Annotated in this window: 14 protein-coding genes; 13 read left to right on the top strand and 1 reads right to left on the bottom strand. The window is 40.9% G+C overall.

Features of this window, described 5'->3' with window-relative positions; all coding sequences use genetic code 11:
* Positions 1–37: 37 nt before the first annotated feature.
* The 3 genes from ACIFOT_RS07855 to ACIFOT_RS07845 are packed head-to-tail and all read left to right on the top strand — an operon-like array spanning position 38 to position 3,462.
* A complete protein-coding gene (locus ACIFOT_RS07855) occupies positions 38–1,216 on the top strand; it encodes a DUF4185 domain-containing protein (protein WP_430063729.1) in 1,179 nt (392 codons plus the stop codon).
* Between the two features lie 22 nt (positions 1,217–1,238).
* A complete protein-coding gene (locus tag ACIFOT_RS07850; RefSeq protein ID WP_430063727.1) occupies positions 1,239–2,315 on the top strand; it encodes a glycoside hydrolase family 172 protein in 1,077 nt (358 codons plus the stop codon).
* A 55-nt stretch (positions 2,316–2,370) separates the two neighbouring features.
* Positions 2,371–3,462, top strand: coding sequence for a glycoside hydrolase family 172 protein (locus ACIFOT_RS07845; protein WP_430063725.1), 1,092 nt, complete (start codon positions 2,371–2,373; stop codon positions 3,460–3,462).
* Positions 3,463–3,509: 47 nt separating this feature from the next.
* On the opposite strand, the gene ACIFOT_RS07840 is transcribed toward ACIFOT_RS07845, so the two are convergent.
* Positions 3,510–5,267, bottom strand: coding sequence for a hypothetical protein (locus ACIFOT_RS07840; protein WP_430063724.1), 1,758 nt, complete (start codon positions 5,265–5,267; stop codon positions 3,510–3,512).
* A 241-nt stretch (positions 5,268–5,508) separates the two neighbouring features.
* On the opposite strand from ACIFOT_RS07840, the gene ACIFOT_RS07835 reads away from it, so the two are divergent.
* The 10 genes from ACIFOT_RS07835 to ACIFOT_RS07790 all read left to right on the top strand — a co-directional run bounded on the left by ACIFOT_RS07835 (position 5,509) and on the right by ACIFOT_RS07790 (position 16,488).
* The gene (locus tag ACIFOT_RS07835; RefSeq protein ID WP_430063722.1) at positions 5,509–6,558 is read left to right on the top strand and encodes a LacI family DNA-binding transcriptional regulator; all 1,050 of its coding nucleotides are present in this window, start codon (positions 5,509–5,511) and stop codon (positions 6,556–6,558) included.
* A gap of 365 nt (positions 6,559–6,923) precedes the next feature.
* Entirely contained in the window at positions 6,924–8,306 is a 1,383-nt protein-coding gene (locus ACIFOT_RS07830) for an L-cystine transporter (protein WP_430063721.1), read from the top strand.
* 197 nt (positions 8,307–8,503) lie between these two features.
* Positions 8,504–9,130, top strand: coding sequence for a histidine phosphatase family protein (locus ACIFOT_RS07825; protein WP_430063719.1), 627 nt, complete (start codon positions 8,504–8,506; stop codon positions 9,128–9,130).
* Between the two features lie 77 nt (positions 9,131–9,207).
* Positions 9,208–10,500 (top strand): ATP-binding protein, encoded by a 1,293-nt coding sequence (locus ACIFOT_RS07820; RefSeq protein ID WP_430063717.1) that lies wholly within the window; start codon positions 9,208–9,210, stop codon positions 10,498–10,500.
* Between the two features lie 487 nt (positions 10,501–10,987).
* Positions 10,988–12,220, top strand: a complete 1,233-nt coding sequence (locus ACIFOT_RS07815) for a Zn-dependent hydrolase (RefSeq protein ID WP_430063715.1) — start codon at positions 10,988–10,990, stop codon at positions 12,218–12,220.
* Positions 12,221–12,380: 160 nt separating this feature from the next.
* Positions 12,381–13,160 carry an IclR family transcriptional regulator gene (locus tag ACIFOT_RS07810; protein WP_430063713.1) on the top strand — a complete coding sequence of 260 codons (780 nt, stop codon included), beginning with the start codon at positions 12,381–12,383 and terminating at the stop codon, positions 13,158–13,160.
* A gap of 47 nt (positions 13,161–13,207) precedes the next feature.
* The gene (locus ACIFOT_RS07805) at positions 13,208–14,092 is read left to right on the top strand and encodes an acetaldehyde dehydrogenase (acetylating) (protein ID WP_430063711.1); all 885 of its coding nucleotides are present in this window, start codon (positions 13,208–13,210) and stop codon (positions 14,090–14,092) included.
* A 21-nt stretch (positions 14,093–14,113) separates the two neighbouring features.
* A complete protein-coding gene (dmpG, locus tag ACIFOT_RS07800; protein ID WP_430063709.1) occupies positions 14,114–15,142 on the top strand; it encodes a 4-hydroxy-2-oxovalerate aldolase in 1,029 nt (342 codons plus the stop codon).
* A gap of 277 nt (positions 15,143–15,419) precedes the next feature.
* Positions 15,420–15,818 (top strand): hypothetical protein, encoded by a 399-nt coding sequence (locus ACIFOT_RS07795; RefSeq protein WP_430063708.1) that lies wholly within the window; start codon positions 15,420–15,422, stop codon positions 15,816–15,818.
* Between the two features lies 1 nt (position 15,819).
* Positions 15,820–16,488, top strand: coding sequence for a PspA/IM30 family protein (locus tag ACIFOT_RS07790; protein ID WP_430063707.1), 669 nt, complete (start codon positions 15,820–15,822; stop codon positions 16,486–16,488).
* Positions 16,489–16,551 lie beyond the last annotated feature (63 nt).

Genomic DNA, 16,551 nt, shown 5'->3' with positions numbered 1-16,551 from the left:
TATAAGGATCTTTCTTATGAGCGTAGGGAGATTACAGATGAAAAAAAGATGGCTGGCCATGGCATTCATAATTGTTGTCGGATTCATTATTGCTTTTTTTCTTCGTGATCAAAAAGGGAGTCCGGTTAAAAATGAAAAAAGCAGATTTTTCAAGAAGGCCGCAATAGAAGAATCAAGTACCATTAACACGCAAAGCCAAGGTGATTTATGGGCGTCCTGCTGGTCTGACGATGATCATCTGTACGCAGCGAATGGCGATGGCGATGGATTTACTGTCGAGCCACCCCACTTAGTAAACACCCCTCCAAACCCAGGAAGCTATCTAATAAAGGATATTGCGATTAGTAAAATAAGCGGCAACCCCGGAAATCTATCAGGAGAGACGGTTTCTATCGGCGACCAAATCAGTCAAATTTGGAATAACTCTCAAGCATATAATCGAAAGCCTACAGGAATGGCATGTGTAGATGGCAATCTATATCTCGCTGTTCAAGACCTGAATAAAGATTTTAATGACGTTCCAGCAGCCACTATTGTTAAATCAACAGATAAGGGGAAAACATGGACATGGGACAAAAAAGCGCCAATGTTTGATGATCATATTTTTACAACCATCATGTTTCTTGATTATGGCAAAGACTATGAAAGTGCACCGGATGATTATGTTTATGCCTATGGTCTGGACTACAATTGGCGGGACTCTTTCAATAATCGGGAAAAGGACCCTAATAAGCTTTATCTAGCGAGGGTGCCCAAAGCGAGTATATTAGATCGTTCTTCATGGGAGTTTTATTCAGGTTATAAAGAAGATTCACCAACTTGGACTAGAAATATAAAAAAGAGAGTTCCAGTTTTACAGGATGATAGAGTCCTCTTTCAGGATTCTTCATCAGAGCCCAATAACTTAACGGTCCTATCTCAAGGCAGTGTGGTTTATAATGAACCGCTTAACCGCTATATTTATACCTCTTGGACGGAGTATACGTTTGAATTTTATGAGGCTGCCCACCCTTGGGGGCCCTGGAAATTATTTATGTCAAAGGATTTTGGGGAATATCCTTGGTCAAATACACATAACGGCGGTTATGCCGCGACGATTCCTTCCAAATTTATCAGCCCAGATGGAAAAACGATGTATGTCCAATCGAATACCTTCATGGGTGGTGTGAGTAACTACAATTTTTCACTAAGAAAATTAGTGGTTGAACCAAATTAATTTTTTATTGGAGGAACCTATTATGTTTAATGGTTTTGGTATGGGGTTAGGGTCCCTGTCCCGCTTATCAAATGCAAAAACTCGTTCGATCAGCCCTGAAAATTTTACTGGAGAAAAAGGAAAGGGCGGGATGGCTACAGAAGGAACGGGTGCAGCCTGTGCTAGAGATTTGGGTCTTGGCTGGAAAGTCTCTCCTTCCGTTAATGTTCAAAAACAATCCACCTTTACAATGGCGGAAATAGATGAACCTGGAGTTATCCAGCATATTTGGTTAACCTGTCATCCTGATGCATGGCGAAATCTCATCTTTCGAATGTATTGGGACGGGGAGGAAAGCCCTTCTGTTGAAGTGCCGATTGGCGATTTCTTTTGCAATGGCTGGTGCGAGCGCAGTAATGTGAATTCCTTGCCGATTGCCGTAAATCCCGCCGGAGGAATGAATAGCTATTGGGAAATGCCATTCCGTAAGTCCGCTAAGATTACAGTGGAGAATATTTCAAATGACGATGTTATTCTTTATTATCAAGTTAACTATGCTTTAACCGAAGTGCCTGACGATGCAGCCTATTTTCATGCTCAGTGGAATAGAAGCAATCCGGTTTCATACAAGGATGTCCATACCATCATTGATGGCGTGAAGGGTCACGGTCATTATGTTGGTACCTACATCGCCTGGCAGGTTAACAGCTGCGGCTGGTGGGGAGAGGGTGAAATTAAATTTTACCTCGATGGAGATCAGGATTTTCCCACGATTTGCGGAACGGGAACGGAGGATTACTTTGGCGGGGCCTGGAACTGGGAGCAGCCAAAGGGTGAATATTGCACCTATTCCACACCATATTTAGGCATGCATCAAGTCATTAAGCCAGATGGTTTATATCGAAGCCAGCAAAGATTTGGGATGTATCGCTGGCATGTCATGGATCCAATCCGGTTTGAACAAGATTTAAAAGTAACCATCCAGGCATTAGGGTGGCGTTCTGAAGGAAGATATTTACCATTGCAGGATGATATTGCTTCTGTCGCCTATTGGTATCAGGAGGAACCGCACAATCCATTTCCGCAGCTTCCTGGGAAGGATGAACTCGAAGTAATATAGGAATATTTATTAACGGTATACTATTCAAATAATCATTTTTACGGAGGAATTGTCCATGATTGGAACTTCATTAAGAGATCTATACAAACAAAGAAAAGGGAAAAGCAAGCGTGCTTCCAGCTATGATACGACTGGAGGCAATCGAGATTATTTAAAAGTTTATCCTGGCGATGTTGTGGATGTATGTAATCTGACAGGGTCCGGCTGTATCACTCATATTTGGATGACAATGGCTCCTTTGGAAGATACCTTGGAGGAATTTTTACATCGCAAGGTTGTAATCAGAATGTATTGGGACGGTGAGGCCAATCCGAGTGTCCAAGCACCGATAGGAGACTTTTTTGGTATGGGTCACGGGATCACAAGAAATTTCAGCTCAGCTCCATTGGCTATGAGTCCGGAGGATGGAAGATCGTTAAACTGTTTCTTCCCAATGCCGTTTGGTAAATCTGCACGCATTGAGATCGAGTCTAATGCTGATGCACCGATTAAATTTTATTACTACATCGACCATGAAATCTATGACGAAGAAATTGACAGCCCACTGCGTTTCCATGCTCTTTGGAAAAGAGAATTGACAGATGGAATCGACGATAATATTTCGAATGCTTTGTTTGAATTTGGAGGTAAAAATACCACAGGTGATGGAAACTACGTTTTCTTTGAAGCAGAAGGAAAGGGTCATTATGTTGGCTGTAACTTAAATATTCATAATTTGCGTATGACAAGAGAATGGAACTGGTACGGTGAGGGAGATGACATGATTTTCATTGATGGGGAGCCATGGCCGCCTTCACTGCATGGCACAGGAATGGAAGACTACTTTAATACAGCCTGGTGCCCGACACAAGAATATCATTCACCATATCATGGAATTATTTTAGGCGGCGGGCCAAACTGGTCAGGCAAAGTATCTTACTACCGCTTCCATATACAGGATCCAATCATGTTTGATAAGTCCATAAAGGTTACTATTGAGCATGGTCATAATAATAATCGCAGCGATGATTATTCCAGCACCGCCTATTGGTATCAAACTGAACCGCACAAGGATCATCCAATCATTCTTCCGGTTGCAAAAAGAATGCCTCTTGCTGATATTTTAGGGTTTAATGAAGACGATATGAAGAAGTGCTTTGATTATTAAATCTATAAAAAATCCCACCAGCATTATATGTTGGTGGGATTTTTCCATTATTTATTATAAACTTCTAACTCTCCGATGGAAGTAAAGGTTGCTGCTCCACCAGGTGCTCCGATAATTCTAACACCATCGCCCCAAGTTTTATCAAAGGTAAAGGTATAGGATTGGTTCCTGCCGGCAGTGTTGTTATTTGGATACGCTGGCGTGCCTTGTAAGTTTTCGACATCAACCCATTTGAAATTTTGTCTAACTTGGACCTTAATATTATCGAACCAGCCGCCATCAGGGTACATGTTACCGGTTGTATAAACGACTTTGTTCATGTTGTACGCTTGAGACCAAGTATAGCCCCACCAGTCTTCCTGCTTTCTTTCGCCGTTCCAGTTATCTTCCGATTGATTTTTGTTGCCATCATTCAAATATTTAAGGTTGGCAAAATGTGCGCTGTACTTAGAAATTGGTGTAACATCTTTTGAATTTGTTGGCAGAGCTAAATTGTTATCGCTGCTTTCATTTGTTGGTTCTGTTTTTACGTAAGGAGTTACTTTTAATTTTCTAAATGCAAGATTATAGACTGTGGCAGCACCCATAAATGTATTAGAGTTCATCCACATTTCGGTACCGTCGTCACTAATATATTTGGAAGGCATAACTACACCATATCCTCCATTGTGATTTAGGTTCCATGGATAAACACCAAAGTCCTTCGATAAAAATCTCTTCCATGGACCATAAGGGGTAGGAGATTCATAGAACTCAAATGTAAATTCTGTCCAAGATGTATAAATATAGCGGTTTAATGGTTTGTTATAAACCACGCTTCCTTGCGATAAAACAGTGGAATTGTCAGGATTCGTTGCAGATAGTGTATTGCTATAAACTCTTCTCTCATCCTGTAATACTGGCTTCTTTTGTTTAATATTTTTTGTCCACTTCGCCTCGCCCTTTAAATCTCCGGAATAAAACTCCCATTTAGAGCGATCTTGAATACTGTCTTTCGGTACTCTCGCAAGGTAAAGGCCGGTTGGGTCGGGTACACTATCGATGAAAGAGTCCCGCCAATTGTAATCTAAACCATAAGCATACACGTACCCATCTGAATTGTTTTCACTATCTTTTCCATAATCCAAAAACATAATGGTCGTGAAAATATAGTCGTCAAACATTGGTTTTTCCTTATCCCATGTCCATGTTTTCCCTTTATCGGTGGACTTTAAGATGGTGGCAGACGGGGCATCATTGAAAGCTCGCCAGCCGCCGCCTTTGTTCAGGTCCTGGACAGCGAGATATAAATTACCGCCTGCGGAAACCATTCCTGTCGGCTTTCGGTTATATTCATTGGGGTCATTCCAAACAGATCCTACTTGATACCCGCTTGAAAGTCGTGTTCCAGTAATATTTCTTGTAGCAGGATGTCCTCCAGTGATTTGGTTCACTACGATATCTGCCCACGGACCATTTAAATCAAATCCTTTACCATCACCATTGGCCGCATATAATTTGTCATCATCTGACCAGGCAGCAGGCCATAAATCTCCGTCACTTGCCGTTCTATAAGAGGCGTTTTCTTCGACTGAAACAGTTGAGAAAAAGGTACTTTCTTCTGGTGTTACGATGGTCTCCCTTTGGTTGCTTTTTCTAGCATTTGGGTAAGGTTTATTATTGTTTAGCTTGTCTTTCCCATATTGCTGATCAATTTTTCCTGTAATCCCCGCGATAGCATCTAGCGGTGAAATATTGTAGAACGAAGAACCTAATAAAACTGCACTGGTAACTAAAACAGACGCACCTTTCCATTTAGCCTTCAAACCTTACACTCCCCTTATTTATTGTTTGATTTACCGGTAAAATAAAACTATAAAAAAATAAAACTCGTGTAAAAATGAGTTTTACTTTAACGGTAAAGTACACTTTTATTTTATTATAGGTTGTCAGTGTTTTCAATGAAATTCTAAATTTTTAAAAAATTATCATGTGACAAAAACTGTTAATCTCATTGTCAATAAAAACAGGATATAATACAATAATTTTACCATTAAGGGTATGGGAGTGAGTTCCATTAATAAGCGTGTGAAATTAGAAGACATTGCAAAGGTTGCCGGAGTATCAAAAATGACGGTCTCATTAGCCTTAAGAGATGACCCATCTATCAGCACCGGGACCTCCAATAAAATAAAAGAAATAGCAGCTGATTTAGGGTATATTCCAAATCGAATGGCACAGGGATTAAATTCAGGGCGTTCCCATACAATTGGTCTATTAATAGGCGGTTTGTTACATGATGACTATCAAAATCAATTTATTAAGGGTGCTATACCTTATGCAATGGAGAGGGGCTATACCGTTTCCATTGGTCCATCTGAATGTGATAGTAAAGTAGAGAAGTCACTTATTGATCGATATAAAAATATGATGGTGGACGGCTTTTTAGCCTTTCACTGCAATGAAGTGGAAACCTATAAACAACTTCAAAAAGCGAATTTTCCCTTTGTGTTTTATACGAAATATTTTGAGGAGCTTGAGGCGGATCATGTGGTTTGTGATGATTTTCTTGGCGGCTATTCCATGACGAAACACTTGATTGATTTAGGACATCAGAATATCGCTTTCGTTTATGATGATTACCTTGAATCTTCCTCAGAAGTCGTTAATCGAAAACGGGGATACCTGCAAGCGTTAAAGGATAACGGGCTTCCCATAAATGAGAGTTTGTTTGTCCCCTTTCACTTGGCAAACTATAATCAGACTAATCCTGATTCGCTTTGTGGTGAAAATCCGGAATTAACGGATTGTTTAAAGCAACCCAATCGCCCGACTGCCTTATTTGTATGTAATGATATCACCGCTTCCTTTGTTTATATTATTGTAAAAAAATTAAAGCTCTCCATCCCAGAGGATATTTCTATTGGCGGGTTTGAAGGTGTATATTTAGGATCGATAATTGACCCTCCGCTGACAACCATTTCTACTCCAATCGAAGAAATGGGAAGGAAAGCATGTGAAATATTAATAGATAAGATCGAAGGCAGAATTCCTTTAACGGAAAAAGTGAGGATACAACTAGAACCAGCATTGTTAATTAGGGAATCGACAAAATAGATATCAGGGCTGTCCATTTGGGCAGTTTTTTTCATTTTAAATGGTTGGTGAATTGGCTTTTTACTCGATTCGCAAATAAAAAGTTTCAGAAACTAATAACAAGTCGTTTATCAGCGGAAAAATACAAAATATCAGCGAATTTACATCAGGGGCTGCTAAGAAGGCTTTCTAGTTTCTTTATTTTCAAATTGAAGAAAACTAATCAAACGATTGATTAAACGGGACTAAAGGCTTGGTATATAAAGGCAATACCTTGCATATCCATTAGATATCAAACGTTTGATGAAATTCGCATTTTACAATTCCGACTTGTTTTATGGAATGTATGGATTGTTAATTTCCACAAAATGCTGAGGAGGAACAATATGAATACCTTTCTAATCATCGTGAATATCGCCGTTCTGGTATTACTCATGGCTGGTTTGTTCATGATGCAAAAAAAGCATGTTTCCTTTTCAAAGCGTGTTTTTACTGCGCTGGGTTTAGGTATTATTTTTGGTTATCTCATTCATTTAATCTATGGAACAACATCCGAAGTAACCACTGGTTCAATCGATTGGTTTAACATTGTCGGCAACGGGTATGTAAAACTGTTGCAAATGGTCGTGATGCCGCTAGTTTTCATATCTATCGTTGGAGCGTTTACGAAACTAAAATTAACAAAAAACATAGGTAAAATCAGTTTCCTAGTGATAGGAATTCTGCTTGGAACCACTGCAATTGCTGCAGCCATTGGGATTGGATCAGCATTAGGATTTAACCTTGATGGTGTTCAGTTAACAGAAGGGGTTGCAGAAAAAGCCCGAAATGCTCAGTTAGAGGAAAGAGTAGCCGGTGTAGAAAACATGACACTGCCGCAGCAAATTATCGAACTTATCCCAAGCAATCCGTTTCAAGACCTAACCGGTGCCCGTCCGACCTCTACCATTGCCGTCGTCATTTTTGCTGCCTTTGTTGGCATTGCTTATCTTGGGGTAAAACGAAGGGAATCAGAGCATGCTGAATCGTTTGCGAGAATAATAGATACGCTTTATTCCATAACTATGAGGGTGGTAACACTAATTCTCCGGCTGACGCCATATGGAATCCTTGCGATAATTTCAAGGGTAGCAGCTACAAGTGATTACGATGCCATTGCCAAATTAGGTAAGTTTGTTATTGCCTCCTATGTGGCACTGATCATCATGTTTATTGTCCATTTATTGCTATTAACATTAGCAAAACTTAGCCCGTATAACTATGTGAAAAAAGCATTGCCAACCCTAACCTTTGCCTTTACTTCCAGGACTAGTGCCGGAACGCTGCCGATGACAATTAAAACACAAACGAAGGATTTAGGCGTATCTGAAGGGATTGCCAACTTTGCCGGCTCCTTCGGGCTTACCATCGGTCAAAATGGTTGTGCTGGAATTTATCCAGCAATGTTAGCTGTTATGGTAGCACCTGCAGCAGGGGTAGATCCAACAAGTCTTTCCTTCATCCTAACGCTAATTTTAGTAGTAGCCATTAGTTCATTTGGCGTAGCAGGTGTTGGCGGTGGAGCCACCTTCGCAGCTTTAATTGTTCTATCCGTCATGAACCTGCCTGTAGCGATTGTCGGTCTATTAATCTCTGTTGAGCCTTTGATCGACATGGGGCGCACAGCCTTAAACGTCAGTGGAGCCATGACAGCTGGGGTCTTAACAAGCAAAGCAACAGGTGAATTCGAAACTGAAGTATATCAACAGCCCGATATCGTAGAGGCATAAAAAAAGATTAATAATAATGCTGGATAGCAATTTAAAAGCTATCCAGTTTTTTATTGCCAATTCCGTCGTCTTGTCTTGATTTTTCAAATATATAATTCAGATTATTTAGATATCTTCCTTTACCAATCATTAGGAACTTGGTAAAGTAGATTTTAAGATAATCGAGATTGCGATTAAATACATAAGGGGTGGAGACTATGAATATTTATCTAATTCGCCATGGAGAAGCAGAGCATAATGTAGATAGATTCTTGATGGCACATACGCATGATTCCCAGCATAGTTTGACCGAGATTGGCCATAAGCAAGCACAATTGACAGCTGAATTTATGAAAGAGATAGTAAATGAAAAGTCTGTCCTATTTTGTTCTCCCTATTTACGGACAATGCAAACGGCGCAGGCGATTCATTCGTTACTGCCCGAGCAAGTTTCATTTTTCCAGAATCCCCTGCTAAGAGAGTGGGAGTTTGGAAATTTATACGATTTTAACAATCGCACTCCGGAGGCAAAGAAGGAATTTAAAGCAGCAGGACAATTTTATTTCCGCTACCAAAATGGAGAATCATTAGCAGATGTGTACCTGCGCGCGACCATGTTTATGAACACCGTCCTAGAACGTGCGAAGCAGCAGGGGCGGTACGAAAATGTCGTGATTGTCACGCATGCAGCCTTTATTCAAATGTTCCTTACATTCCTAATGAATTGGCCTATTGAATCTCTGGAGAAATTTAAACCAGTTGAAAATGCATCTGTCATTAAGATTAACGAAGCGGATTGGGATTACCAATATGAGAAGATTTTTGTTCCTATTGTAGAGGAATGAAATGCTAAAATCATCCACTAGACTATTAGCTTAGTAGAGGGATAATAAAGGTGTATATTTTTTAAAAGGAGAACTGAATGAAAAATAATAATGTTCTTTTTCAAATAGGGGAAGTAGACCGAGAAGCCTTGCCATATTATTATGACTTTGGCAAAATTGTTTCTACTATTCAAGAAAAGCTTGCAGCTGAAACGGGAATTGAATTTCAAATGTACTCTGATTCAGATACCTCCAATGAAATTTGGGATATCCTCGAAGAAGACTTAAAAGAGGAATCTTCGGAATTACAGCTGATTAGCTATATTTATAAGGAAGGCGAGACGAAAACGATTTCGTCGAACCATACCGATAAAACGATGGAATTCATTGTAAAACCGCGTGTAGAAAACGGGCTTTACTACTATCCGAACTATGGAGTGGCATTATCGAGAGTGATGATTTTCCAAAGTGATGGGGATATGGACCGAGATCTCATTTTTGCAAAAAATGATGCTTGTTTAGTGTCGTTTCTGAAATATGTTCTGAAGAGAAAACGGGAATATATCAAAAATTACGTCACGGTTTTCACGGATACGGATGATGGCGTGGAGACTGAGATTGAAAGCATTACTAGCTTAGTAACCCGAGATGATGTCTTTTTAGAGGATTCATTAAAGAAAGAAATCTACCGTTCGATTGACCAATTCTTCTCCGAGAGCGGCGAGTTTTTCAAAACCTATGAAATTCCCTACAAGCGGGGGATTCTATTATACGGGAAGCCAGGGAATGGAAAGACGACACTCGTGAAATCCATTGCCAGCAGCATTAACGCGCCTGTCGCCTATTGGCAGATTACCGAATTCACCTCGAGCTATACGATTAAAGAGGTGTTCACCTCTGTATTAAAATTGACGCCAATGGTATTGGTGATTGAGGACATCGACTCCATGCCTGCAAGTGTTCGGTCTGTTTTCTTAAACATATTAGATGGGGCGACTTCAAAAGAGGGGATTTTCCTTATCGGGACGACGAACTACCCAGAAAAAATTGATCCGGCACTGATGAACCGCTCCGGCCGATTTGATCGTGCTTATGAGATCAAATTGCCAACCAAGGACCTTCGTCATCAGTATTTGGTTCGCAAAAAAATCGATCGTATCCTCTCCGAGGAAGAAATTCAGGAAGTCATCGAGGCAACAACGGACTTTTCTTATGCCCAGCTCAATGAACTATATGCCTCCATCGCCCTGGAATGGCATTATGATCAAAAGGTTGATATCACCCGTCTATGCGCTGCCCTAAAATCCGACCAGCACAAACAACGCAAACAAAAATGGGATGAATCCTTCTCAACCGCCTCCATGGGATTTACTGGCTTTACAAGTGATTAAATGCATAGGGAATTGTCCTTTAATGAAGGACAATTTTCTTGGTTCCAAAGCCATAAGTGTCCTTCATCGACCTTATGAAGGACACTTTCCGCGGTTTCGAGGTGTTTAATGTCCTTCATCGACCCTATGAAGGACATTTTCACCCGTTTCGAAGCGATATTTGTCTTTCATCGGCCTAATGAAGGACAATTTCCACCATTTCGAAGTGATATTTGTCCTTCATCAAGCCTATGAAGGATATTTTTTTGCTTCAAATGGGTTTTTAGTTACTTTTCGCACGGATTGGTGTCATTCAGGGGCAGTATACTGTGAATCATACAAACTATAAAACAGTTTTCGTGAAGGATTTGATATTTTGTCTAGTGACAAATGGAGGCCGTCCAAGATATGATTAAAATGACTGAATTTTCCCGCTTTTGTACTCTATGAGATTTATAAACATTAAAAGAAAATAGTTGAACTCATTTTCTAAAAGGGAGTGTTTTAAATGCAGAAACAAAAGTTATTGATTAATGGGGAAAGATTGCAAAGGGAACTGGAACGATTTGCCAACTTTGGAAGCACAGAAAATAATGGGGTCACTCGCCTGTCATTATCAGAGGAGGACCGCCGCGTAAGAGACTATTTTCGGACCTGCTGCGAGGAATTAGGCATGACAGTCAAGGTGGATGACATGGGCTGCATGTATGCCACACTTGAGGGTACGGAAAATAAACCTCCGATTCTAATTGGCTCCCATCTTGATTCCGTCAAAAAAGGCGGCCGCTTTGATGGTGTCTTAGGTGTTGTTACTGGGCTTGAAGTGGTGAGAACATTAGTGGAAAATAACATCAAGCCGCGGATTCCAATTACCATTGTTAACTTTACGAATGAAGAAGGAGCAAGGTTTGAGCCTTCGATGATGGCTTCAGGTGTGCTCTCAGGTAAGTTTGACAAGTCTGTCATGCTGAAAAAGAAAGATGCTGACGGAATTACATTTGAAGAGGCGCTTAAATCGATTGGCTATGAAGGGGAAGCAGCCAACCGTCTGAAAGAAGCTACCGCCTTTTTAGAGCTACATATCGAACAAGGTCCAATTCTCGAAAAGGAAGCACTTACAATCGGTGTCGTTGAATGCGTCGTAGGGATGGCTTGCTATGAGATTGAAGTGACAGGAGAATCCGACCACGCTGGTACAACTCCAATGGATATGAGAAAGGATGCCCTTTTCGCCACCAATAATTTAATCAATGAAATCCGCACACGTTTAGGTTCTTTAGATCCTGACTTGGTCTTTACGATTGGAAGAGTAAACGTGTATCCAAGCATCCACACTGTCATTCCAAATAAAGTGGTCTTTACTCTGGAAGCACGGCACAAAGATATGGAAATCGTCGGCACCGTTAAAGATTTCATTCAAGGATTGGCAAATTTTAAAGACAATGAGGGCTGTGAGATTAAAACGACCAAGCTTTGGGATCGTGACACCGTATGGTTTGCACCGGAAATCTGCAGCCAATTAGAACAATCCGCAAACTCATTGGGGTATTCCAATAAACGAATGGTCAGCGGCGCCGGCCATGATGCTCAGTTCATCGCCAGCTACGTCCCTACAGCCATGCTGTTTGTTCCAAGCATTAACGGAAAAAGCCATTGCGAAGAGGAACTAACCACTTGGGGAGATTGCGAAAAAGGTGTAAATATAATTTTAGATACAGTGTTAGCTTTGTTATCAAAATAAAAAACGTTAAAGACCTTTCCACCACGAATTGGCGGAAGGGTCTTTTTTTTGAAAAATTATAATTCTGAATTGACAGATATATTGCCCGCTGGTTACTATAAAGACATAAGTTAAAATTTACGAACAGCGTTCGATAATGTCGAATAGAGAGGGTTAAATTATGGCTGAACGATATATTCAATCCATCGAAAGAGCAGCAGACGTCCTTGAATTGTTTTTAGCCTCCAATCAAGAACTCAGTGTAAAAGAAATTAGTGAAAAGCTCGGCCTTTCCAAAAGTACGATTCATGGAATCATCAAAACCCTCGAAAATAGAGGGTATCTTCAACAGAACCCTGATGATTTGAAATATAAGCTTGGCTTAAAGCTTTTCGAGCTTGGAAACAAAGTAAGCAATCAATTTGATATTGGAAAAATTGCTCGACCAATCATGAAAGAACTAGTCGAATCACTTATGGAAACCGTCCATCTAGTTGTATTTGAACGCGGTGAAGTCATTTATATTGAAAAATTGGATGGCCCCCGTTCCTTAAGAATTTACTCACAAATCGGTAAAAGAGCTCCAATCCATTGTACAGGTGTTGGGAAATCTATTCTTGCCTTTCAAGAGGAAGAAGAGATAGATAGACTTTTAGCGAACGAGGATTTGGAATCGTTTACCGTGTATACCCTGACGGACAAAGCTGATATAAAAAAACAGCTTCAAATCATTCGGGAGCAGGGCTATTCTGTCGATGATGAAGAAATTGAATTAGGTCTCAAATGTGTTGCCGCCCCTATTTTTAATCATCAAGGGAAGGTCATTGCCGCCATTAGCTGTGCCTCACCAAAAATAAGGCTTACCGAAGACAAGTTGGCTGAAGTGATTAAAGAAATTAAACAGGCAGCATTAGTGATTTCAACAAATATGGGATATAAAACCCAACCTGCGCTCGCGTAGGCTCGGTTACATAAATTATTCTTTGAAATTAAAGGAGGAGAACGAACATGTCAAAAGTAAAAGTTGCCATTCTTGGTTCAGGTAATATTGGAACCGATCTCATGATTAAATTAGGGCGCTCTGAAATTTTGGAACTCACGACTGTCATTGGTATTGATCCGGAATCGGATGGATTACGACGTGCCAAAGAATTAGGATACACAGGTATCGATACAGGATTAGAAGGATTTCTTGAGCGGCCTGAATTAGCAGATATCGTCTTTGATGCCACCTCAGCAAAAGCCCACATCCGCCATGCAAAGCTGCTAAAAGAAGCAGGGAAAAAAGTGATTGATATGACTCCGGCAGCAAGAGGACCATTTGTCGTTCCATCAGTAAATATGGGTTCGAATATCGAAGCGGAGAATATCAACCTGATTACTTGTGGTGGTCAGGCAACGATTCCAATGGTTCATGCGGTTAACCGCGTAAGCCCGGTAGAGTATGCGGAAATTGTTGCAACCATCTCCAGCCGCAGTGCCGGACCAGGAACACGTGCTAATATTGATGAATTTACGGTTACGACATCACGAGGAATAGAAGAAGTAGGGGGCGCGAAGAAAGGAAAAGCGATCATTATCCTTAACCCTGCCGAACCGCCAATATTAATGCGTGATACCGTATATGCCCTTGTAGAAGAAGGAACGATGGATGAAGCGAAGATCACCCAATCTATTAAAGAAATGGAAAAAGCAGTTCAGTCTTACGTGCCTGGATATCGCCTACGTACCGAACCTATTTTTGATGGCAATAAGGTGACTATTTTTATCGAAGTTGAAGGTGCGGGTGACTACCTGCCGAAATACTCCGGAAACCTGGACATTATGACAGCCGCAGGCGTAAAGGTAGCGGAAGAGTTTGCGAAAAATCTAAAAGCGAATCAGCTTGTTTAATAGAAAGGGGAGAACAACACAATGACAAATGCCCGAGATATTTTTATTACAGAGGTAGCATTAAGGGATGGCAGCCATGCCATTGCCCACCAATTTACAGTCGACCAGGTTTTAAAGGTAGCAAAAGCATTAAATGATGCAGGCGTTCCTTATATTGAAGTATCCCATGGTGACGGTTTAGCAGGTTCATCCTTACAGTATGGCCTGTCCCGTACAAATGAACTGGAATTAATTGAAGCGGCTGTTTCTGTTGCAGACAAGGCTAAAATTGCCGTCCTTCTCTTGCCCGGTATTGGTACGGTTAAGGACCTAAAGGAAGCAGCGAAATTAGGGGCAAAGATGGCGCGTGTGGCCACCCACGTAACGGAAGCGGACGTTTCCCTCCAGCATATTCATGCTGCGAAGGAACTAGGGATGGAAACCGTCGGATTTTTGATGATGTCCCATATGGCACCGGTTGATAAATTAGTAGAGCAAGCAAAATTAATGGAAAGCTATGGAGCAGACTCGGTTTATGTAGTAGATTCTGCGGGCGCCTTGCTTCCTGATGGGGTTCGTGAGCGCATCCGTGCTTTGAAACAGCATGTAGGTGTTAACATTGGTTTCCATGGTCATAACAACCTTTCCCTTGCAATGGCCAACACTTTGGTGGCGATCGAAGAAGGCGCTACTAGAATCGATGGAAGTGTCCGCTGTTTAGGCGCCGGGGCAGGTAACACGCAAACGGAAGTGCTTGTTGCCGTGCTTGACCGGATGGGTGTCAAAACAGGTGTAGATGTTTATAAAATGATGGATTTGGCAGAAGAGATTGTCGCACCAATTTTACAAACTCCACAAGAGATTACAAGAGACAGTCTTGTGCTTGGTTATGCAGGCGTTTATTCAAGCTTTGCGCTTCATGCGAAACGGGCGGCATCCAAGTTCGGCATCGATTCACGTGATATTTTAATTGAGTTGGGCAAACGTAAAGTGGTCGGCGGCCAAGAGGACATGATCGTTGATGTGGCCGCAGAAATTGCCAAAGCAAAGAGTGTAGAAACAGTACGTTAATAGTGCCGGGCACCACTCAAGGACTTTTCCGTAAATCGGGAGGGTCCTTTTTATTTGTAGAATATGGCTTGGGAATTAGTAGAATACCTAGTCAAATTTGTAGAAAGTAACCTGAAAATTGTAGAATCCCTCCACAATTTTAAAGAATGGAACCAACAATCCATGCTCATATTTTATTTTTTACAAAAAGAATTCCATAACTAGCTTTCCTTTCACCAAGTTTTCACCATTCTCTATTAAAATTCATAACATCAAGGAACGAAAGGAGGAAAAATATATGAAAAAGAACAAAGTTGTTTTCTGGGGTCTCATCATTGCCGCTTCAGTTTTGGTGATCAATGTACTCCACTTTCTTTTAGGAGGGCAGAGTGCTTTTGCCAGAGGTCCGCATGGACAAGGCCATGAAGGAATGGGACCACGAGGCGGAGATTTCGGTCACCACCAGTTCATGAACGGCCCGCACCATGAAGGCGGATTCCCATGGCTCGCCATTTTTATTGGACTAGCTGTCCTCGCTCTACTAGTAAGATGGCTTAGAAAAAAAGCAAAAACTTCTTCAATGAAACAGTTTATAGACACATCTATTGTGGGTTCACATACACCGGTCATCAATCAAAATGCAGCGATTTTAGACCAATGGGAAAAAAATATCATTACTAAAAAGGAGACTGAATAAAATGGGTATTTTTAGAAGAGTAAAAACAATTGCAATGGCAGAGGTTAACGGATTATTAGACGGCATCGAAGATCCGATTGCGATGTTAAATGAATATTCAAGAGAAATGGAGCAAGAAATTGCAAAAGGTCAAAAAGCGTTAGCCCGACAAATTTTTGTAGAAAAAAAACAAGCGGCACTTATATCTGAAACGCAGGCTTTAGTGGACAAGCGTACTCGCCAGGCGAAGCTGGCTATAGAAAAAGGTGAAGCGGGAATGGCAAAACTGGCCGTGCAGGAAAAACTCACCCTAGAAAAGCAGGTTGCTCTCTATCAGGAACAATATGAGGCAGTAAAATCACAGACGAAAATCTTAGTTGAAAAATTGGACCAGTTGAAAGAAACATACAATCAAATGCTGCAAAAGAAAATCTTATTAGCCTCTCGTGCTAATGTGGCACAATCTATGAAACAAATTCAGAAAGCAACTGTTTCCTTCCAAACTGACACGATTGCAAGAGGGGTAGCTCGTGCCGAAGAAAGGATTTTGTTAATGGAAGCAGAAGTACAAGCAGGCAGCCAATTCGCCGCGCCTTTAGCACAATTTGATACAGCCTATGATAATTTCATTAACGATGAAGAATTAAATAACGAAATTGAAAAATTAAAAAATGAAAAAGTAACAATTTAGTAGAAAAAAGAGCACCTGAGGAGGTGCTCTTTTTAAGTTAATTTTAAGCTTGCTAAGTTATGT

Source organism: Neobacillus sp. NRS-1170 (genome assembly GCF_050468025.1).
The sequence above is the reverse complement of the archived record's forward strand: the minus strand, read 5'-3'. Positions and strand labels throughout refer to the sequence as shown.